Annotated in this window: 18 protein-coding genes; 5 read left to right on the forward strand and 13 right to left on the reverse strand. The window is 58.6% G+C overall.

What is annotated here, in order from left to right; genetic code table 11:
* Positions 1-4: 4 nt before the first annotated feature.
* From CAK95_RS27500 to dctP, 10 genes are all read right to left on the reverse strand, one after another.
* Positions 5-1,561 (reverse strand): undecaprenyl-phosphate glucose phosphotransferase, encoded by a 1,557-nt coding sequence (locus CAK95_RS27500; RefSeq protein ID WP_157699769.1) that lies wholly within the window; start codon positions 1,559-1,561, stop codon positions 5-7.
* On the reverse strand, positions 1,554-3,869 hold the full coding sequence (locus CAK95_RS27505; protein ID WP_086090861.1) for a GumC family protein: 2,316 nt from the start codon (positions 3,867-3,869) through the stop codon (positions 1,554-1,556). Before CAK95_RS27505 ends, CAK95_RS27500 begins: the two co-directional genes overlap by 8 nt.
* Complete coding sequence (locus CAK95_RS27510) at positions 3,850-5,106, reverse strand: outer membrane beta-barrel protein (protein ID WP_086090862.1); 1,257 nt, start codon at positions 5,104-5,106, stop codon at positions 3,850-3,852. The genes CAK95_RS27505 and CAK95_RS27510 overlap by 20 nt, the downstream gene beginning before the upstream one ends.
* A gap of 316 nt (positions 5,107-5,422) precedes the next feature.
* The gene (locus CAK95_RS27515) at positions 5,423-5,905 is read right to left on the reverse strand and encodes a polysaccharide biosynthesis/export family protein (protein WP_183044191.1); all 483 of its coding nucleotides are present in this window, start codon (positions 5,903-5,905) and stop codon (positions 5,423-5,425) included.
* 760 nt (positions 5,906-6,665) lie between these two features.
* Positions 6,666-9,023, reverse strand: coding sequence for a xanthine dehydrogenase family protein molybdopterin-binding subunit (locus tag CAK95_RS27520; RefSeq protein ID WP_086090864.1), 2,358 nt, complete (start codon positions 9,021-9,023; stop codon positions 6,666-6,668).
* Positions 9,020-9,514, reverse strand: a complete 495-nt coding sequence (locus CAK95_RS27525) for a (2Fe-2S)-binding protein (protein ID WP_086090865.1) — start codon at positions 9,512-9,514, stop codon at positions 9,020-9,022. Before CAK95_RS27525 ends, CAK95_RS27520 begins: the two co-directional genes overlap by 4 nt.
* Positions 9,507-10,373: an FAD binding domain-containing protein gene (locus CAK95_RS27530; protein ID WP_086090866.1), complete on the reverse strand. Its 867-nt coding sequence runs from the start codon at positions 10,371-10,373 to the stop codon at positions 9,507-9,509. Before CAK95_RS27530 ends, CAK95_RS27525 begins: the two co-directional genes overlap by 8 nt.
* A 15-nt stretch (positions 10,374-10,388) precedes the next feature.
* Positions 10,389-11,696, reverse strand: coding sequence for a TRAP transporter large permease (locus CAK95_RS27535; protein WP_086090867.1), 1,308 nt, complete (start codon positions 11,694-11,696; stop codon positions 10,389-10,391).
* A complete protein-coding gene (locus CAK95_RS27540) occupies positions 11,693-12,235 on the reverse strand; it encodes a TRAP transporter small permease (protein ID WP_086090868.1) in 543 nt (180 codons plus the stop codon). The genes CAK95_RS27535 and CAK95_RS27540 overlap by 4 nt, the downstream gene beginning before the upstream one ends.
* 36 nt (positions 12,236-12,271) lie before the next feature.
* Positions 12,272-13,270 carry a TRAP transporter substrate-binding protein DctP gene (gene dctP, locus CAK95_RS27545; protein ID WP_157699770.1) on the reverse strand — a complete coding sequence of 333 codons (999 nt, stop codon included), beginning with the start codon at positions 13,268-13,270 and terminating at the stop codon, positions 12,272-12,274.
* Between the two features lie 448 nt (positions 13,271-13,718).
* Here dctP and CAK95_RS27550 point away from each other — a divergent pair, with 448 nt between their 5' ends.
* From CAK95_RS27550 to CAK95_RS27570, 5 genes are all read left to right on the forward strand, one after another.
* Complete coding sequence (locus CAK95_RS27550) at positions 13,719-14,108, forward strand: VOC family protein (RefSeq protein ID WP_157699771.1); 390 nt, start codon at positions 13,719-13,721, stop codon at positions 14,106-14,108.
* A 9-nt stretch (positions 14,109-14,117) separates the two neighbouring features.
* Entirely contained in the window at positions 14,118-15,278 is a 1,161-nt protein-coding gene (locus CAK95_RS27555) for an enolase C-terminal domain-like protein (protein WP_086090871.1), read from the forward strand.
* Positions 15,279-15,397: 119 nt separating this feature from the next.
* The gene (locus CAK95_RS27560) at positions 15,398-16,747 is read left to right on the forward strand and encodes an aromatic ring-hydroxylating oxygenase subunit alpha (RefSeq protein WP_086090872.1); all 1,350 of its coding nucleotides are present in this window, start codon (positions 15,398-15,400) and stop codon (positions 16,745-16,747) included.
* Positions 16,747-17,232, forward strand: coding sequence for an aromatic-ring-hydroxylating dioxygenase subunit beta (locus CAK95_RS27565; protein ID WP_086090873.1), 486 nt, complete (start codon positions 16,747-16,749; stop codon positions 17,230-17,232). Before CAK95_RS27560 ends, CAK95_RS27565 begins: the two co-directional genes overlap by 1 nt.
* Positions 17,233-17,263: 31 nt before the next feature.
* Complete coding sequence (locus CAK95_RS27570; protein WP_086090874.1) at positions 17,264-17,848, forward strand: TetR/AcrR family transcriptional regulator; 585 nt, start codon at positions 17,264-17,266, stop codon at positions 17,846-17,848.
* Here the strand turns inward: CAK95_RS27570 and CAK95_RS27575 are convergent.
* Genes CAK95_RS27575 through CAK95_RS27585 form a run of 3 tightly spaced genes read right to left on the reverse strand, consistent with a single transcriptional unit; the run spans position 17,845 to position 21,708 of the window.
* The gene (locus tag CAK95_RS27575; RefSeq protein ID WP_086090875.1) at positions 17,845-18,294 is read right to left on the reverse strand and encodes a PTS sugar transporter subunit IIA; all 450 of its coding nucleotides are present in this window, start codon (positions 18,292-18,294) and stop codon (positions 17,845-17,847) included. The genes CAK95_RS27570 and CAK95_RS27575 overlap by 4 nt on opposite strands.
* A gap of 7 nt (positions 18,295-18,301) precedes the next feature.
* Positions 18,302-18,991: a response regulator gene (locus CAK95_RS27580; protein ID WP_086090876.1), complete on the reverse strand. Its 690-nt coding sequence runs from the start codon at positions 18,989-18,991 to the stop codon at positions 18,302-18,304.
* On the reverse strand, positions 18,988-21,708 hold the full coding sequence (locus CAK95_RS27585; RefSeq protein WP_086090877.1) for a sensor histidine kinase: 2,721 nt from the start codon (positions 21,706-21,708) through the stop codon (positions 18,988-18,990). The genes CAK95_RS27580 and CAK95_RS27585 overlap by 4 nt, the downstream gene beginning before the upstream one ends.
* Between the last annotated feature and the right edge of the window lie 18 nt (positions 21,709-21,726).

Below are 21,726 nucleotides of genomic sequence, written 5' to 3' on the forward strand. Positions count from 1 at the left end.
CTGTTCAGTACGCATTGCGATATGATCTCGGCGAGAGAATGGTGGTCAGCATGATCTTGATATCGAACATGACCGACCAGTGATCGATATAGAAGAGATCGTATTCGACACGCCGGATCATCTTGTCGACGGTGTCGGTTTCGCCGCGCAGACCGTTCACTTGCGCCCAACCGGTGATACCCGGTTTGACCTTGTGCCGGCTCGCATAAAGTCTGATCCGCTCCTCATACTCGTTGTCATGCGCGACGGCATGCGGCCGGGGGCCCACCAATGACATGTCGCCGGCCAAGACATTCAGCAATTGAGGAACTTCATCGAGGTTGGTACGCCGGAGAAAACGACCGACAGATGTCACCCTGCTGTCGTTGCGCTCCGCCTGGCGGATAACGTCGCCGTCGTCCATCGTGGTCATGGTCCGGAATTTGAAAACGCGAAACTCGCGCTGGTTGAATCCGTTTCGGCGCTGCCGGAATAGAACGGGCCCGTCCGAATCCAATTTGATACAGACCCCGATCAGCAACAAAATTGGCGCCGCCAATACGAGCAAGGTGCCGGCCATAGCGATATCGAACGCCCGCTTAAGGCAGCGGTCTTTCAACGTCAGCGGAGCACGGGCAAGCCGCAGGGTATGTACGCGTCCGACCCGATTGAGGACGAGATCACGAATCCAGACCCAGCTCTGATCCGGCGCGAGATGAACTGTGGCGGGGATCGTCGACAGACCCTCCACGAACTCGCGAATATGCGCATGATCCTGCCAGGGCAGCGCGATGACAATGTCTTCGACCGGCATATGCCGTGCGATGGCTTTGACCCGCTGCAGCGCAACGCGCTTGCCATGCGCATCATTTGGGTCCAGCGCGATGATATCGACGACCTCCGTCCCTGCACTGTCGCGATTCAAGGATGCCTGAACATCATTCAGGATTTCCTTGCGGCCGATCATGATCACCTTGCGGCCACGAATGATGCCGCGCTGCAAGCCGCTCTCGACAAATCGCGACAGCAACAGACGAAGGACGACGGCCGCAGCAATGCCGACCGCATATTGCGAAACAATAGCGCCACGGGAATAGAAGTCGGTCGCCTGGATCATAAAGAGAGCGACGACAAAGACAGAAAAGGCGATGTTCCATCGCCCGAATACCAGCCGCAACTGCTCCTTCGCATTCCTCAAACTCTTGGTTGAATAGTCCCGGGCGAGTCCGCATTGCACAACGAACAAAGCGACCATCCCGATCGTTGCCGAAAAATAGAATGCAGGCGACGGCAATGCATCGAAAACGAAATAGTGGTAAATGGCGCCAGCTTCGAAAGTGATTGCCGTCAGAACGATAAAATCCACGATGGCTGCGATAATGGGAATTGTCCGCGCATTGAGCGCGAAAAATCGATCCCATGCGAGATACGGGGCCTTCGAGTCGCTCGTTGCCGCAGCTCTCCAGAAGTCACGCGCCGAAAGACGTCGCGACCAGTCAAGCGACCCTGGAAAGTCAACAACCTCGCAATCGTCTGGACAAGCAACGGCCTTGCTCGCCTGGATAGTCGGCCGACTATTCATGCGTTTGACGCTCCATCTGGCTGTTAACTTCGGCAAAGGTCCGTTTTGGATCGCCGTAATAGCGCTCGAAATCGTCGACAACGCCATTCAGAACCACGCCCGCGACTTTCTCGGTGAGATCGGGATTCTCACGAAACACCGTAGTGACCGCATCCCGGCTAGTCCGCTCAGACGCCACGACCATTACTACCGCATCGGCTCGATCGAGCAGGATCCGTGCATCGGCGACGGGCAACAGTGGCGACGCATCAATCACAACGAGATCGAACACATCGCGCGCATGATCGATGAGCTGGGTCATGCGGTATGACGACAGCAGAGCAATAGATTTCGCACCGGGAACGCCTTGCCGACCGGCAATGGCATAGAGATTTGTCGGCGCATCCTGCTTGACGACCGATGCCAGATCGGCGTGGCCTGACAGAAAATCATTCAGTCCGCCTTCCCCTGGCAGATGCATTGCCTTGGCCAGCGCCGGACGGCGCAGATCGCCATCGACCAGCAAGACTTCCTCGCCGGTTTGCGCGGCTGTTCTCGCAAGATTCAACGCGACCGTTGACTTTCCTTCGCCGGGGAGAGCGGAGGTGATCAGCACAACACCCATGCGACGTTGAAGCCCCTGCTGCTTGAGGCTGAGATAGAGCGTCCGCACACTTTCGGAGAAGGATGAGTCTGGCTGATTCAATGCAAAGTCTGCGAGCAAGCGATCGAATACCTCCTCGCCATTATTCGGGACACTGCGCACACCGATTTCTGGCTGACGCGGCTTCCGTCCAGGGAGCATTAAATTCCGTGAACCGGGCCGGAGCTCAACCAAAGGAATGGATGCCAGAGATTGAAGCCCGATTTCACGTTCCAGATCGGCCGAGCGGCGGAAGCCGCGTCCGAAGGCATCGCGCCCCAGGGCCAACGCCATTCCAAGTCCGAGACTACCGAACAATCCCAGTCCGATAATCAGGCCCTTGCGGGGATATGACGTGCTGGATGGCACGCGGGCCGGCGATACGACGCGGGAATCCGCAATCTGCAGGCTGAGCTCTGACGTTTGCTTCGCACGAGCCAGAAAGGACTGAAACAGATCGCGATTGGCCTGCACCTCGCGCTCCAGTTCACGCAACCGCACGCCGGCCTGATTATATTGCGCGGCCTTGTCCTTTAGCTCTTCAAGACTGATTTCAAGCGACTCCTGACGGGCCTTCGCCATTTCGAACTCTGTCTTGGCGCTGGTGACGATGCGGTTGATCTCGGCGGTGATCTGCCGCTCAAGGTCGGCGACCTGGGCTCGCCCCGTGGAAACAATGGGATGTTGCGGACCATAGCGCGCTTCACGCTCGGCCTGCTGCCGCGCCGCGTCGGCATATTGCCCGCGCAAGTTTGAAACGACGGACGATTGCAACACGTCAGGCGACGCGGCAGCCGATCGCAGCCGCTCCGGCGTTACCTGTTTCAGTTGTTCGTACTTGGACTGCGCCGAGGCGGCCTTGGCTCTTGCATCGATCAGTTGGTCATTCAACTGACTGAGCTGCCGGTTGGACAGGTTCTCACCGGCCCCTCCGTCGAACAAACCGGCCTCAGCCTTATACGTCTCGAGCGCCTTTTCCGATGCGGATACCCGCACCCGCATTTCATCGACGCGCTCGTTCAACCAGCGGCTGGCGGTCGAGGTCGCCTCCGATTTCGCGGCAATCTGCTCGGCAAGATAAAGCTCGACGAAAGCGTTGGCGATCTCGGCGGATTTCTGAGCATCGCGCGACCATGCGTTCAGCTCGATGACATATGTCAGCCCCCGCCGTTTGGCGCTTGTTGCCTTCTGCAGCTTGTCGACAACGCCGGAAAGCGGATCGCCCGATGATTCACCGCTCGATAGCAGGCGAATGGGCAGCAAGATAACGGACTTGATGGCCGATAGAATTCCCCCGGACGAGCCGAACTCGTCGTCATCCTTTAGATTGAGCTTCTCCGCGACCTTCCGCACCAGTGCGTCCGACTGAATCAGCTCCACTTCGCTTTCGATTGCACCGTTATCCGTGCCTGGCCGGCCAACGACCTCGGCGTCCTGCAAAATCTTGGTCTGGCGGGGATCGACCAGAACAGCGGATGTCGCCTGGTATTGTGGCGTGATGCTGAATACCGCGGCGGTCGCTATCGCAGTACCGGACAGGGCAACTGCCACAATCATCCGGGCATTGCGTTTCAGGCAACGCAGAATATCGACGATTGCGTCGGTCTCCGCCTCGCGACGACCGCGCGGATCGGCGTGCGCGCCGGGCACCAGTGGATTTCGCAGTTCAATACTGCGCTGTAACATTGAACATCACCACATGTTTGTCGAATGAATAGGTCGGGATTGTCGACTCGCGGCTGACGAAGTCGTAGCGACCGCCGATGCTCAGATGCCTGTTCAGTGTGTAGTCGATGCCGGCCGACCAGCGTGTGACGTCATCCTTGCGCGGCGAGTCCTGGAAATCCTCCTGCTTGAAGGAGCCTCCCGCCTTGACGATCACATTGCGCAGCAGCTCGTATTCGATTTGACCGCCGAACAGCGTGTCGAGCCGCGGCCCGAAGCCCGGCGTGATCGTCTCGGCCACGGCACGCTCGGCATTCGCCCGTACCGTAATCAGCGCCGTCGCCAGCCAGAGCAGTTCACCCTTGAGCGACAGGCCGTCCACCGGCAGGATCAAGGGGTTCTCGTAAGTCTGCGACATGTATCCGGCTTCCACGCTGCCGGAGATGAGCGGCGTCAGCGCGAATTCGACGCCGCCGCGCGCCTCGTATCCGTCTGAATTTCTGTTCTGGGTACCTGTGGCCGCATATTCACGCCAATTCCCTCTCAAGCGTGCAAACGCGCGATACCCGGGCGAGAATTCGTAGAACGGCTTGATGTAAGTTGAGACGATTGTCCCGTCGCGCTGCGTCTGATCGAGCACGGCGCCGCCGAAGGTATCGACATCTTCATATGTCAGATTGCGAACGCCGGCGTTCAACGCCACACCAAAGCGGCCCCAGGTCTTTGTGAGCGTCGCCTCGCCGCGCAGATCATTGTAAGGAACCGGCTTCGCAGCATTCTGCGGCTGCGACGAATCTCCGCGCTCCTCATGCCGGCGGGCGGCCTCAAAGGCGGTATCGAATTGCAGATCGGGTGCGATGTCCCAGTTGGTAGTAATACGCCCCCGCGCATCGACACGGTTTTCACTGTCGAATTTCCGAAAGCGGTAAATGTCGGCGCCGAGGTCAATCTGATACGAAAAGCGTGACGGATTGAGCTCCGCTCCTGGCGTTCCCCTGCCGTACTTGACCGTTAGTTGTGGCGACAGCACAAAGTAGATGTCGGACTGCGCATTTGTTGGCGTGGCGAAAACGTTTGAATCAAAGCGCATCCCGGCAAGGAGGCGCGGATAAAAGAACACGCCGCCGACGCGGTAACCAATGGGCTCATAGCCGGGGTGAACCCGCTCTCCCACCGGAATCCGCGACATCTCATAGTCCGGCAATGCCTCATCGGCAAAACCGGCCGTGCTGGTTACTGCAGTCCCGAAAAGCAACATCCACCCGATCCGCAAGCAGGAAACTCCACCTCAGCATCCATCCCGCGCCGCATGTGATTGCGACGAGGTTCACTCTCAGCCTTGCGCTTTCCCCGGTCGTGATGCCGCTATTGCGTTCTTTTGTCTTTTTATCCGCCCGCGATGTTTCGCAGGCAGCCGCCATCGTTCGCGGCCCTGCCGCGTTCTACATTTCATTTTTCATCGGATTCCGCTCGCGGTTCAGAGCTTTGCGAACCGATTGCGGATTTCGAAGCGGCAGATCAGCGCGCTTCGTCTGTGGCTTTACGCTTGCTACTCATGGAAGTCCCCAGGTTGTTCAAAAGTAGCGTTCAGGAACACGAATATTGTCGCCCGGCATCACAGGCACCGGGCGCTCATCAGGATTGATGCTGCTCTCCCCGCCAGCTTCGGCACGCCGCACATAAAGAAGTCGTGTGTTGGCACGATATGTATAACCCCCAGCCATCGCCACTGCGTCTTGCATCGAAAGACCCGGTCGATATGCAAACTGTCCCGCATTACGCACTTCGCCGATCACGTTGAACGGACGGTAGTTCACAACCTCCACCGACACTTTTGGATTCTTCACGAAACGTCCCCGCAGCGTCTTTGTCAGTTCGGCCTTGAACTCAGGCACGGATTTTCCAGAAGCGGAAACCTCTCCCGCCAGTGGAAACGCGACATTGCCGGATTCGTTCACTGGGAACTCACCCGTGAGATCAGCTTCGTTGAACACTGTGACTTTTACCCTGTCCCCGGGAGACAGCCGGTAATCGGATGACAGACTGGCGCTCGCCATCGCATCGGCTCCGACGATGCTACCTCTCGGGCCATCGCATCCAGCCAAAACTAGACTCGCCAATCCGATTACGCTCAAAAACTGTCCTCGCTTCATTGTCGCATTCAATGTTGTCGCCGAAACTCTCTGCGAAAGCGGACGGGGATGATGATTGTCGGACTTGCGTACGATGGTGATGATTCCAAATAGATGTGCGCGTTCTTGTTCGCGGCTGCAGCGAACTTTCGATTCTAATTTGTCGAAGGTTTGACGCGACCGTGCTTTTTATCCGGCACGAAGGAACTTTCTGCGCGCGATAAGTAACACTCTACTAAAGCGATGCGCTTATGCGTTGCTCAGTAACTTGTCTCGCGCATTCGTCGAATTTTTTGACGTACAGATGTCAATCGCAACGCAGAACGAAATTCATTCGAAATGCACGCGAGGTAACACTGCACGATCACAACAGCAGTGTTTTACCATGCTGCGATCATTGCGACTGTGATCGCATCATCCGGATCGTGATCGCGCACATCGACATCCGTCGGCTTGTTTACGCATGACGAAGGTAATATCGCAGTTGAAACTTCCAGATGGTGTTACCAACATCAACCGCGACGATTTGAATTCAGAAAAGCGCAGTCGACCATGATGAACAGCTATGCTCGATCAGAGGCTGGCGTGATGTTTCGCGTCCAGCGGTACTCTGTCAGGGGAGATGGAAGGACCACTTGTTACATCAAAGCGATGGCTGGCCTTGCCACCGAAGCGATACGTCCACCTAGGATTTCGCCTGATCAATACAATCCAGCACATGTTCGGGCGTGATCGGCTGCTGCGTTACAACGGCGCCGAATGGCGACAGCGCATCATTCACGGCGGTCCAGATTGCAGCAGCGGCCGCAACGGCCCCTGCTTCCCCCACCCCGCGCGCCCCGAGCGTTGTCGCGCTGATCGGCGTCTCGACATGGGCGACGTGAATGTCCGGCATCTCGCTCGCCATGGGGACGAGATAGTCGGCAAGGGTTCCATTCTCGAGCTGCGCGTCTTCATTATAGATGCATTGCTCGTAAAGCGCGGCGCCGATGCCCTGTACGACGCCGCCGCGAATCTGTTCGTCGACCAGAAGCGGATTGATCACCGTGCCGCAATCGTCAACCACCCAGAATCCGAGAATCCTGATCGCGCCGAGCCCCGCATCCACTTCAACATGCGCAGCCTGGATGCCGTTTGACACAAAATAAGGAAGATCGCGCGGTGCGTATGTCTCAGCGAATTCCAGCGGCGGTAAATCGTCGAGCGGAAGCGTGTGTGACTGATAATGCGCCCTCGCCGCGACATCGGCGATCGAGAGTTGCGGCATACCAGCGGCGTTGACGATCTTGCCGGCCTCGATCCGCAATTCGTGCGGCTGCGCTTGCAAGATGGAGCCTGCAATCGCGAGAATGCTGCCCCTCAGCTTCCTTGCGGCACGCAGTGCCGCCTCGCCGCCAAGCGCCGTTCCGCGCGATGCCCAGGCACCGCCACCAAACGGCGCGGACGTCGTATCGCCACAGACAATCTCGACAGCACCGATATCGACGCCCAGCGTCTCCCCGACAATCTGCCGTAACGCCGTCATCGTGCCCTGGCCCTGATCGGTAATGCTGGTGGCACAGCGGATACCGCCAGACGCTTCCAGCGACAGTCGGCAGCTTTCATGGGCCGATACGCGCACCTGCTGCGATCCGTAGAGCGCTGGCCCAACGCCGGTCTGTTCGATAAAGGCCGCGAGGCCGATGCCGCGATAGATCCCCTGTTGTCTTAACTCCGCCTGATCGCGGCGCAGCGCCTCATAATCCATCAACTCCAGCAGCTTGTCGTGGCATCGATCAAGCGACAATTGGCTCAACACAGTTCCGGCGGCACTGCGTGTGTTCTTCTCGTCGGAAGCTGCGTAGTTGCGACGGCGGATATCGGCTGGGTCGATATCGAGCTTGCGCGCGGCAAGATCGAGCAACTGCTCCGTGACCGTTGTGGCAATCGGCTGCCCGACCGCTCGTAACACCCCACTCGGCACCTTGTTCTGAAAATAGCTCCGCAATGTCCCGTTGAAAATTGGCAGCCGGTAAGCCGCTGCCGACATATGCACGGCCTGCAATCCTTCACCCAGACTGCCGCGCGGATAGGATGAATAAGCGCCCATGCCGGATAAAACCGCGACATCCATGGCGAGGAGATGGCCGTCGCCATCCACCGCGAGCCGGCTTTTCACCCGCGCTTCGCGTGCATGCACATCGCTGACGAAGGATTCCAGCCGGTCGGCGACAAACTTCACCGGTCGTCCGAGCAAAATCGCAATCGCCGCGACAGCCATCTCATCCGGATAAGCCGAAAGCTTCATGCCGAAGGCGCCGCCGACATCGGGCGTAATGACATGAACGTCGCTAAATGACAGACCGAACTGCGCCGCGAAGATTTCGCGCATCTGGTTCGGCACCTGGTGCGAGTGCTGCACCGTCAGCTTGCGTGTTCGCGCATCGAAATCGGCAATGATCGCCCGCGGCTCCAGCGTCACGCCTGTCTGCCGGCCGAAGCTGAATTCGTGCTCGACGACGACGTGAGCCTGTTCAAACGCCGTACCCGGATCGCCGGCCTTGAAGACATGGTCGAGACCGAGATTGCCAGCCAGTTGCGTACTGACTTTCGCGGCGTCTGTTGCCGCCGCGGCATCGATCGAGCCGATGGCCGGAAGCTCTGCCCACGCAACACCGATCAATTCAATTGCGTCTTCAGCCTGCGCCCGGCTCTCCGCGACCACAGCCACGACGGCCTCGCCTTGCCAGGTCGCTTCGCCGCGCGCGAGCGGAAATTGCTCCGGCGATATGTGTGATGGCAGCATCGCCAGCTTGGTCTGCCAGGGCGTGCAAATGGCCGCAAGATCGTCCGCCGTCACGACAGCAATGACACCCGGGCTCGCCTTCGCGACCGATACGTCGATTGACGCGATCCGCGCATGGGCATGCGGACTGCGCAGAAACGCCACTTGGCCGACACCGCCAATGGCAATATCGTCCGTATAGCGACCGTTGCCCGCAACGAACCTCCGCGCTTCAGGACGCGGCAAGCGCGCGCCGATCATGCCACGCGTTTCTGTCATGACGCGGCCTCGACGCGCCGCGCCATCACCGCTTCGATGGCATCGACAATGGCATGGTAACCGGTGCAACGGCAGAAATTTCCCGACAGCGCCTCGCGAATATTCTCGCGTGACAAGCTCGGCCCATTCAACATCTCGGCTGCCGTCGCGAGAATGCCGGGCGTGCAATACCCGCATTGCAACGCATTGCGGGCGACGAACTCCTGTTGCAGGTCGGCAATGATGCCGCTTTGCGTCAATCCCTCGATGGTCTCGACATGGGTGCCGTCGGCCTGGACGGCCAGCATCAGACAGCTCCTGACCGATCTGCCGTCGATCGTCACATTGCAGGCGCCGCAGACGCCGTGTTCACAACCGATATGCGTCCCGGTCTTACCCATCACCTCGCGGATGAAATCGCCGAGATGCATGCGCGCGGAGACCGCCGCGGAAACAGTCTCGCCATTCAAGATGAAAGCAATCTCGTGCAATTCGCCGGCAGGGTCAGACATGCAGTGCCTCACGAAACGCGATGAAGCCACGTCGCATTAACTCAGCCGCCTGCCGCCTTTTGGTTTCGGGTCGTCCCTGATGATTGTCGATCGGGTCCATGTCGTCCGCAATCGCTTGGACCATATCGCGCAGGGTATCGTCGGACGTATCTGCGGCAATTGTCATCCCGGCTGCCGTTTCGCTGAGCAGCGGCGATGGCTCAGAGCCGAAAATCACCACTTCGATGGCATCGATGCGGCCTTCCACCTTTCGAGCCTTCACCCCGATGCCAACGACGGCAAAGTCGCCATGTCGCCGGCTCAGCTCATTGAAATGAAATATCTCTGCCGCTTCGGCGCGTGGAAAGCTGACGCCGGTGATGATCTCGTTGTCGTTCCGTGATGTTGTATAAAGCCCTTCGAAAAAATCACGGGCCGCGACGTCCCTCTTCCCACCCCTGCTTTCGAGATGGATCATGGCGTTCAGCAGCACTGCGACAGCCGGAGCCTCAGCCGACGGATCGGCCAGCGCGAGACTGCCGCATGTTGTGCCGCGATTGCGCACGGCCATGTGTGCCACATGCGTCATCGCCGATGCCAGCAGAGGCACTTTGCCCGCGATCAGAGGAGATGCCAGCACTTGATAATGCCGCGCCAATGCGCCGAGACGGATCGCCTGCTCCGTTTCAACTACTCCCTCAAGCGATGCGATCCGATTGATATCGACCAGCATGGCCGGCGACGACAACCGCATCGCCAGGGTCGGCATCAGGCTTTGACCGCCAGCCAGCACTTGCGCATCACCGATGTTGTCATCGAGCAGCGCCAAGGCTTCGTCGAGGCTTTCAGGACGGCGATAGAGGAAATTCGGGGCCTTCATAGCGATGATCGTACGCTAATCGGGAACAAAGGTGGTCACGATCTGCGGGAAGATAAAGATCAGCACCATCATCAGCACCGTCAGCCACACATAGGGAATGGCGGCACGATAGATCGTGCCGATGGTGATGTGCGGCGGCGCCACCCCCTTGAGCACGAACAGCAACAGCCCGAATGGCGGCGTCAGCAGCCCGATCTGCATGCACAGCAGATAGAGAATGCCGAACCACACGAGATCGACGCCCATCGTCCGCAGCAGCGGCATATAGAACGGCAGCGTGATCATCATGATGCTGGTCTGGTCGATGAAGAAGCCCAGTAGCACCAGGATCGCCAGCATGCCGATCATGACGACATTCGGCGTCAGTCCCGCCCCTTCGATCAACGCGACCAGGCCGGCGGTGGCGCCGGAAAAGCTGAGCAACTGGGCGAACGTCGTCGCGCCGACGATAATGAACAGCAGCGCTCCGGAAATGGAGAGCGTCCCGATAAAGGACTTCCAGAGATTTTGCGGCGTCAGGCTGCGATAGCAGAGCGCGAGAATAATGGTAGCGAACGCGCCCAGCGCACTCGATTCTGTTGGCGTCGCCCAGCCTTCGGTCATGCTGAAAACAACGATGCCAAAGATCAGAATCAGCGGCGCGACGGTAACAATGAGATTAAGCCAGGGCCGCTCGATTTTAATGCCTTCATCGTCTGATACCGGCGCGAGTGACGGATTGAGCCAGCACCGCAGCATCACATAGGCGATAAAGAAAACGGCCAGGATCAATCCCGGCACGATGCCGCCGACCAGAAGGCCGGTGATGGAAATGCCGGCGAGACTGCCGAGCAGCACCGCCAAACCGGATGGCGGAATCAGGATATCGACGCCACCGATCGCCAGCGTCGGGCCCATCGCTGTTTTCGGGTCATAGCCCCGCGCCAGCATCTGCGGCAGCAGCAGCGAGCCGAGCATTGCCGTGGTTGCGATGGTCGATCCGGAGATCGCTGAAAAGATCGTGCCCGCCACCAGCGTCACCACTGCCAGACGGCCGGGCACGCGGCGAATGACGGCGTCGACCGCATCCACCGACTTCATCGCAAGCCCTGTGTGAAACAGCACCTCGCCCATCAGGACGAAGAGCGGGATCGGCACCAGCGAAAATTGCGCAACGGAAATCTGCTCGTTGCGCACCATCTGCTCAAGCCCCGGAATGCCTCCGAAAATCAGATACGAGCCGGCGATATTAATGATGAAGAACACGAAGGCGACCGGAAGCGCCGCCAGCAGCAGCAGCACCTTGGCGGTGAACATGGCCGCCAGTATCGAGACCCAGCTCATGGCAGCTCATCCGGCCGGATGCCCGGCACCTGTTCGTGCGGCAGCGGTACGTCGCTGTCCGGAAGCCTCATCAATGTGACCAACATCTCCAGAGCCTGCAGGAACATTGCCAGAGACGACAGCGGAATGATCCAGTCCAGCCACCATTGCGGAAAGATCAGATCCTTGAAGATCAGTGTGCCTTCGTGAAAGCTGCGGACCATCAGGATCGTCGCAATGACGCCGGTAATGAGCGAAATCACCATGATGGCGATCATCACGCCGCACTCGATGTATCGGGCATTGGCGGGATCGATCCGCGCGATGACCAGATCGACCCGGATATGCTCGTTGGTTTTCAGGAGATAAGGCGCAACGAAGAAGGTCGAGATGAACAGCGCATACTCCGTCAGCTCGATCAGACCAATGATCGAAGGAAACCCGAATATCCGCAGGATGACTTCGGCGCAGATGCCGAGCATCATCGCCGCGACCAGCAAGACCGCCAGCACACAAAGCGCGCGCACCAAGAGGCTGTTCAGCCAGAAAATGGCGCGCATGCTAGAGCTTCGTCTCGATTGTGAGGTCGCGCACTGTTACTTCTTGATCAACAGCGATTGCAGCTTGGCGATCGAGTCAGGGCTGAGCTTCTTCAGGTCGTCCCAGTAGAGTTGAACCGCAACCTTCTTGAATTCCGGTCCAAAATTGACCGTCTTGATGCCTTGCTTCTCCTGCGCATCCAGCGTCGCCTTGGTGTTTTCAGCGGTGTAGGTCAGTGTATCCGCCTCGAACCAGGCCACGGCATCGTCGATTACCTTGCGCTGGGCCGGCGACAGCTTGTCGTAGGATGCCTTGTTCATCAGGATATTGACGACGACGTTGTAGAAGCCGGGATCGACACGCACCTTGGTCAGCTTGTCCCAGCCAAAATCGTTGATGCCCCACAGCGGCCACCCGTAGCCCTGCACGACGCCGCGTTCGAGCGCCGTGAACACTTCCGGCGCAGCGATGTTCACGCTGGCAATGTTATATTGTTTGAAGATCGCATTGTAGTTCGGCTGCCCGCGCAGGCGCAGGCCTTTCAGATCGTCGGGTTTGGCAACCGTGGCGTCCTTGGTCAGATAAAGATGAAACGGCACACCCATGCCGTAAGTCGTGAGATAAACCGCATTCATGCGGTCATTGGCGATCTTGTTGAGCATGGCATAAGCACCGGACGCCCGCTGCTCGGCGACAGTCATATCGGAGAGGATCTGCGCATCGCCCTCCACCATGTTGCTCTTGTAATAAGCGGGCGGGATCGAAGCGATGTCGAGCACGCCGGACTTCACGGCATCGGCCTGGTTGTTGGCCGGCACGGCTTCCGGACCGCCGACAATGCGGATCTGCAATACGCCCTTGCCGGTTTCGTTCACGCGATCGACGAAGCGCTTGAAAGGAATGCCATAGGTTGTTGTCGGCGGCACGAAAACGGCTGCCTTCAATGTCACTTCCTGCGCCTGAATCGGCATAGGCGCGGCGAAAAGCAGAGCGGCACTTGCAAGACCTGCACTCAGCCAACGTGTCTCGACGCGGAAACCGCCCATCGCACGCATGATCATCCTCCCAGATTAGGATCATTACATAACCGAAACTTGTTCGCTTATGTGAATAGGGTCAAGCCAGATAATGATGCGTACACTGATTTCATTCTGTGCAATGCGAAGAAAAGACCGGAGGACCACAGGCCATCACGTTTCGACCAATCACCAAAGTCAGCCCGCTCTTCGAGAATTGAAATTTTCCTTATAGAACAGAGCCTTGTGAGAGCTGAAACATTCACCCCAAACGGATCGGGCGCGCTCGTCACCGCGAACGCGATCGCATCTCACGACCCAACATCGCTTATCTTTGTTGCAACGCAGCGCATTTCGCATCCAAAACCGAAGCATATTCATCTTGATCGGCTAGATGTATTTGCAGTTTAGCGGTAGCGGCCGGAATACGTTTCAATTAGTCTCCGGCATCAACAATCGTCGTTCTCGCAACGCGGAGGAGGCCATCATGGGCAAAATTCGTCATATCGCCATTCAAGTTCCCGATCTCGAAAAGGCCGCCGCATTCTACGAAGGCGTGTTCGAACTCAAACGAGTCAGCCAGGTCGAGAGCCCGATCGGCAATGCCGTTTCGCTGTCGGATGGGATTATGAATCTGACCTTGCTGCATTTCCCGGAAGGCACCAAAGGCGCCAAAGGCGGACCGGATTGGGCGGGCCTGCATCACATCGGCTTTGTCGTCGATGACGAATCGAAGACCGCCGACAAGATCAAGGAATTCGGCGGCGAATTCTTTATGCAACTGCCGAGTTTCCCCGGCGTCGACGCCGAGAAGAAGTTCAAGGACAATAACGGCATCGTATTCGATGTCGCCGAGCATGATTGGCGGCAGGCTTGACACTGAACGATGCGCATTGTTGCGGTCAAGGAGCGGACGATCCGGCTGACGGCAGCGAGCCGCAACTCCAGTATCAGCTTCGACGGCATGACGGCGAGTGCCCTCGCCGTTCATACGGATGCATACAGGGATAGCAAACCGCTGGTCGGTTATGCCTTCGATTCCATTGGCCGCTACGCGCATGGCGGCCTGTTGCGGGAACGGTTCATCCCGCGCCTCCTTGACGCCGATGCCGGCGATTATTGCGACGACAGCGGGAGCATCGATCCGGCCAAAGCCTGGTCGGTGATGATGCGCAACGAAAAGGCCGGCGGGCACGGCGAAAGACCCGGCGCAGTGGGCCTTTTGGACGCTGCCTTGTGGGACATCGCGGCCAAGCAGGCCGGCCTGCCGCTATGGGCCCATCTCGCCTCCGTTGATAACCAACCGGCAAATAACACGATCGATATCTACGCCAGCGGTGGCCATTATCGGGCTGAAAAAGATATCGAGATGCTGCGCGACGATATCCGCCGTTCGATCGGGCGTGGGCATACGCGTTTCAAGATCAAGATCGGCGGAGTCACCCCGGATGAAGACCTGCGGCGAATCGAAGCCGTGTTGTCCCTGCTCGAACCCGGCATGACTTTGGCCGTCGATGGTAACGGGACATTCTCCCTCGATACCGCCGTGACGTATGCCGAGAAACTGTCTGACTATCCGATTGCCTGGCTGGAAGAGCCGGTCCATCCACTGGATTACGACCTTCACCGGCAGCTCGCCGGGAGTTGCGCCATTCCGCTCGCCACCGGCGAAAACATCTTTTCGGCAGACGACACACGCAATCTTCTGCGTCACGGCGGCCTGCGCCCGGAACGCGACATTCTGCAATTCGACGTCTCGCTCAGCTATGGCATCGTCGAATACCGAAAAATTCTGGAGATGATGGCTGCCCATAGCTGGCAACGGAAGAATTGCGCGCCCCATGCCGGCCATCTGCTCGCATTCAACGTTGTGGCCGGTCTCGGCCTTGGCCTTGGTGAAACGGCGATGGATGAAAGCGGTCTGTTCGGCCGGCTGACAGCCGCTCTACCGGTGACAAACGGCCGGGCCACGCTGCCCGATGCTCCCGGTACCGGACTGGAAACATCCCCTGTCTTCCGTGAGATCTTCTCCGAATTGCTGCGATGACCAATATTTCAACAGTATTCGGTAGCCGAATTTCAAAATCGATTATAATTCGGCTTTGACGCTAACTGAAACCGTTATAATAAGAGGTCGTCGGCCGATGTCAGCGATAGGACCGTGACATGAGCAACGCGATCAGCGCACCACAGCCCATCGAGATGCCAATCGGCGCGGATGATATCCGCGCTTTGATCCGGCCGGACCATGTGCATCGGCGCGCTTATGCCGATCCACAGATCTTCGCGATGGAACAAGAGCGCATTTTCGGCCGCCTCTGGATTTATGTGGCGCATGAAAGCCAGCTCAAGCAGCCTGGTGACTTCATCCGCACGCGCCTCTCGAAATACGAAGTGCTGGTAACCCGCCATAACGATGGACAGATCTACGTCCTGCATAACCGCTGCCCGCATCGCGGCGCGCGGCTATGCATGGTCGATGGCGGCACGAGCCGTACTTTTAGCTGTCCTTATCACGCCTGGGTTTTCCGTCCGGACGGATCGCTCTCCTCCGTTCCTCACCCCAAGAGCTATCCGGCAAATTTCAGCATCACCGATCCGCAGAACCATATGCAGCGGATCGCCAATGTGCAGAGCTATCGCGGCTTCGTCTTCGCCAACCTGTCCGACAATCCGCCGCCGTTGCTTGAACACCTCGGCCCGATGACGGACGTCATCGACAATCTCGTCGATCGCGCTCCTGATGGAGAGGTCGAAATCGCGGATTCGAGCTTCTCGCTGGAATATAGCGGCAATTGGAAGCTGCATCTGGAAAACGCCGCCGACATCTTCCATCCGACTTTTGTGCACTCGTCTTCAGTCATTCCGGCACGCAAGGCGCCAGCCAATGCGTCGATCCTCGATCAGGATCAGACCCGGGAAATGCTGCTCGCCAACGGCTTCGGCTTCAAGGAATGGGAAGGCATCCAGCTCAGCGGCCTGGATAGTGGCCACACCTATATGACGAGCTTCTACAATCAGGGTGTGCTCGCCAACCAGAACGAGGACCCGGTATCGGCGAAATATCGCGCCCTGCTGGCGGAGAAGATCGGCGTCGAACGGGCCAACAGCGTGCTCGGCATGACCCGCTTCAACAACATCATCTATCCAAACCTCATCATCAACGCGCAATACCAGCAAATGCGCGTGACCATACCGCTATCGGTGGACCGCACACTCGTGCGCATCCATTGCTTCCGCCTGAAAGGCGCGCCGGACGAAATGTTCCATCGCGCCGTCCGCTTCCTCACCACCATCGGCTCACCGGCCTCGATGATCTTCTCCGACGACGTGGAGATGCTGGAGCGCTGCCAGCGGGGTCTTGCGACCGAGACGGGCCCGTGGATCGATTTCTCGCGCGGCCTCGACAACGACCAGACCGATGCCGATGGCAGCGTATCCGGTGCCGCCAGCGAAATGCCGATGCGCGTGCAGTTCAAGGCCTGGCTCAAACACATGACGGCCGAGGCTGCCTGATGCTTCCCTACGAGACCCTTCGCGAGATCGAGCTTTTCATTCTGAAGGAAGCCAGGCTTCTGGACGAGGGCCAGTTCGAGGCTTGGCTCGATCTTTATGCGCCGCAGGGCATCTACTGGATGCCGAGCAAGCCGGGACAGACCGACCCCTTGAATGTCGCCTCGATCATCTACGAAGATCATGCGATCCTCGCGATCCGCGTGCAGCGGCTCCTGGAAGCGCGGGCGCTGGTACTGACCCCTATGCCACGGACGGTGCATCTGGTCAGCAATATTGAAGTCCTCAAAGGCGATGCGACATCGACGGATTTCGAGGTGGGAGCCGCCTTCCTTTGCACAGAATTGCAAGGCGAACGTCAGCGCATTTACGCCGGGCGACAAATCCACCATATTGCGCGTGAGGACGACTCATTTCGCATCCGCCGGAAGCATGTTGCATTGACCAATTGCGACGGCGTCCATGCGCCAATGACAATCCCGATTTAAGGCAGACAAATCGTGCAGGGCGGCAAGAGGCGTGGTTCAGGTCAAGAAGGAAACGGTCCGCAACGCCATTCTTGATTCGGCACGCGATCTGTTTTCCGAACGCGGTTACCACCGGACGACCCTGCAGGACATCGCTCAGCTCGCCGGTACCGGCGTCAGCAGCCTTTATTCGTATTTTCCGTCCAAGCTGCACCTGCTTTATGCGGTCATCGAGCCGTGGGAAAAGGAATGCTTCGAGCAGCTGGAAGCCCGCGTGCGGACGATCAAGAAACCGCGCGAAAAATTGCGAGTGATCCTGCTCGGGATCTGGCGCGACATTCCGATGGACAATATCGGCCTCGCCAACAGCCACATCGAAGCGCTGGCCTCGGCCGATCCGGCCGAGAAAAAGCCTTCGCCGCTTCTGGCCTGGACCGAGGCCCGCCTGATGACGATGATCGAAGGCGCCCTGCCGAAGGATCAAGGAGGGCGTGGCCGTTATGACCTTCTGCCGCATCTCTTCATGATGGCCTATGACGGCTTCGTCATTAATCGCCGCCTCAACGATCTGCGCGACATCGAGAAACTGGTCGATGCGATGTGCGATATTCTGATGGGGCCGGAGAATGAATCCTAGCTTTGGCTGGACGCAATCTCGGACAACTCCGATGACGTCGTCGCTTCCCGCATTTTCCGGACGACAGGTGCCGACCTCAGCGTCCTCGAAACCGCCGCCAGGACACCCAGCTGATCGCCTTCGGGCGTCTTCGGCAAGAGCAACATGAAGACGATATCGACCGGCTTGCCATCCATCGAATCGAAATCGATCGATCGATTCAGCTTCATCAGCACCCCGTAAGGTTTTTGTACAAAGTCGACCCGCGCGTGCGGAATCGCCACGCCGCCACCGGTGCCGGTCGACCCGAGATCTTCTCTGGCGCGCAACGCTGTCTGGATAGGATTCGCCGGAATGCCGAGCGCGGCCGACGCGCGCTCCGCGAGTTGCCGTAACGCCTGATTCTTGTCTGCGCATACCGCATCGACAATGACATCGGTCGGCGAAAGAAAGTCAGCTATTTTCATTCTCGCCTCAATCTGGAGCCCGCAACCGATAGCCGACCCCGGTTTCCGTCAGGATGTATTGAGGCCGCTCGGGATCGATCTCCACCTTCTGCCTGAGCTGACGTACATAGACCCGCAGATATTGCGCATCCGTCAGATCGTCCCATAACTCGTTCAACAGAAACTTGTGCGTCAGCACCTTTCCCGCGTGCTGAACCAGGATGCGCAAAAGATCATATTCCTTCGGTGACAGTTTCACATCCTGATCGCCGAGCTTCACGATCCGCCGCACGAGATCAACCGAGAGCTCTCCGACACGAAAGACCGGACGCTCGCCCTGCACCTGCAATTGATGACGGAGCGCGGCCCGCATGCGCGCCAGCAATTCCTCCATCCCGAATGGCTTGGTGATATAATCGTCGGCGCCAAGATCGAGCGCCCGAACCTTGCCGGCTTCATCGCCGCGGCTCGACAAGACAACGATCGGTACCGCCTCGGCCCGGGAGCGAAGATTGGCCAGCAGTTGGTGGCCGTCAATATCCGGCAATCCAAGATCGAGGATGATCAGGTCAGGATGTTCGCCGAGCATTTCGAGGGCACTTTTCCCATTCGACGCCTCCAACACCTGGTAGCCCTGCGTGCTCAGACCCATGCGCAAGAGTTTACGGATCGGCGGCTCGTCATCGATCACAAGCACTTTGAGGGGAGCTGCAGTCATGCGGCAGAACTGATCTGTTGCGGTGCCGGGATCGGCAGCCTGATCGTGAATATCGCGCCCGATCGGTCGGTTCGGTTGGCTGCGGTGATCGTACCCTTCATCGCCTCCACAAACCCGCGCGAAATGGCGAGCCCCAATCCCGTACCCGCGCGGACATGATCGCCCTTCTGCGCGCGATAAAATTTGTCGAAGATCTGCTCGAGGTCCGCGGGGGCAATGCCGGGTCCCTCGTCGAGGATCTGCAGATAGATGGATTGGCTATCGCACCAGCTTTGAACGCGAACGGTCGTACCGGGATCGGCATATTTCGCGGCATTATCGAGAAGATTGAACAGCACCTGCTCGAACAACACCGCATCGACCTCGATCATTGGCATGTCCGGCGCAAGATCGAGTTCGACGCGTAGGCCGGACAGGATCTTGCTGGCCCTTTGCAACGCAGATCCCACGATCTCGCCAAGATCGTGCCGTGCCGAATTTGGGACGACCGCACCCGATTCAAGCTTCGTCATATCGAGCAGATTGGCAATGAAGCGGTTGAGGCGTTCGGATTCGTCGATAATTGTCGTCAGGAGGTCGGCCTTTTCGGCCTCGCCAAGCTTGCCCGATAGGTCGCGAAGTGTCCCGGCCGACCCGATCACGGCCGCCAGCGGCGTCTTCAAATCGTGTGAGATTGACGTCAGCAAGGCCGAGCGGAGCCGGTCCGCTTCTATCGTCCGCTTCGCGCGGTCCATATCCTCGACGAGATAGACGCGCTCGATGGCCAGCGCGCCCTGATCGATCAGCGCATCCAGCAGCCGTCGCTCGTCGGTCGTCAGCATCGGGCCGGGCTTGTCGCTGTCGATACCAACGACACCGATCGCGCCGCGGCCGGTCCGCATCGGCAAAAACAGGCGCTTGGCGCCCGGCAAGGTGTCCGATCCCCGCCCCGCCGTCCGGTTATTTTCCCATGCCCATTTGGCAGCGGCAATGTCCGCATCGTCCAGCGTGTCTTCGGGCGGATATCCTGCCTTCACGGCAATCGAACCATTCTGCGGCAACAGCAGCACAACGCGCACCCGCAGCATCAGGGCCGTTTGATAAGCCGTGGCCCAAAGCACGTCATCGAGCGTACCGACGCCGGCCAGCTTTCGGCTAAAGGTATAGAGAGATTCTGTGGTGCGGGCCCGGCTCATCGCCGCCACTGCCTGCGTGCGCACGCGTGCCGCGACATTCGAGACAATGCTCGCCATCAGAATGAAAAAGACAAATGCTCCCACGTTCGTCGGATCGGCAATCGTGAACGTGTAAGTCGGTGGCATGAAAAAGAAATTGTAGAAGAGAGAACAGACCACGCTGGCGAAAAGCGACGGCCACAGTCCATATCGCACCGCCACGCCCACCACAGCCGTCAGAAAAACGAGATCGACGTTCTCGATACCGAACCATGGCTGGATGAGTTTCCCAATACTCAATGCCACGCCACTGGCGATAAACGCCACGACATAGGCGCGCAGGTCGAACGATGTGATGGTCTGCGCCGGCCGCACATCCTTGGCGGGTATTGTCTCGCTTGCAATGTCTTCGCCGGCAATGACATGGACGCTGATATTTCCGGATCGACGCGCAAGATCATGGACGACAGAGCCATGAACGATCTCGAACCACCGGGACCGGCTAGACTTGCCGATGATGATCTGGGTGACATTGTTCTCTTGCGCATACCGGACGATATCATCGGCAATACGCCGGTCGCCGCCCGGAATCGTCACGGCGTCGCCGCCGAGCGCTTCGGCAAGCCGAAGTGTGTCGGCAATCCGGTCGCGCTCGACTTCCGTGAGTTGCAGGCTCCGGCGGCTCTCGATGTAAAGCGCCGTCCAGGATGCATGCAGGCGCTCGGCCAACCGCTTGGCGTAACGGACAAGCCCCGCCGCACGCGGATCCTCGCTGACACAGACGAGCACCCTTTCGCCAGCGGCCCAGGGGCCCTGGATCGCGTGCTGCTGCATCTGATCGAAGAGCTGATCGTCGACCCGTTCCGCCGTGCGGCGCAACGCAAGCTCGCGCAACGCTGTCAGATTGGTCGGCGAGAAAAAATGCTTCAGCGCACGCTCGGCCTGTTTGGGAACGTAGACTTTCCCTTCCTTGAGCCGCTGGATCAAATCGTCGGGCGTGACATCGACGAGCTTCACCGCGTCGGCGCGATCGAAAATGGAATCGGGAATGGTTTCGCGGACGCGCACGCCGGTAATTTGCGCAATGACGTCGTTCAGGCTCTCGATGTGCTGGATGTTGACCGTACTATAGACGTCGATGCCGTTGTTCAGCAATTCCTCGACGTCGAGATAGCGCTTGGGATGGCGGCTGCCGGCCGCATTGGTATGTGCGAGTTCATCGACGAGGACGATCTGCGGCTTGCGAACAATAATCGCGTCGAGGTCCATTTCCTCGAGCCATTTCCCTTTGTATTCGATCTGCCGGCGCGGAATCGTTTCAAGCCCTTCCAGCAGTGCCTCGGTTTCCTTACGGCCGTGCGTTTCCACAACGCCGACGACGATATCGTATCCGTCCTGCCGCCTGGTGCGGGCCTGTAACAGCATTTCATAGGTCTTGCCGACGCCAGGAGCGGCGCCGACAAAGATCTTCAGTTTACCGACGCCGGTCTCCTCGCGGCGCGCCGCGGCGAGCAGCGCATCGGGCGATGGGCGATGATCAGAATCGCGTCTCTGATCGGGCATCCCTCATTCCAGTCTCGA

The organism is Pseudorhodoplanes sinuspersici (genome assembly GCF_002119765.1).
Lineage (GTDB): Bacteria > Pseudomonadota > Alphaproteobacteria > Rhizobiales > Xanthobacteraceae > Pseudorhodoplanes > Pseudorhodoplanes sinuspersici.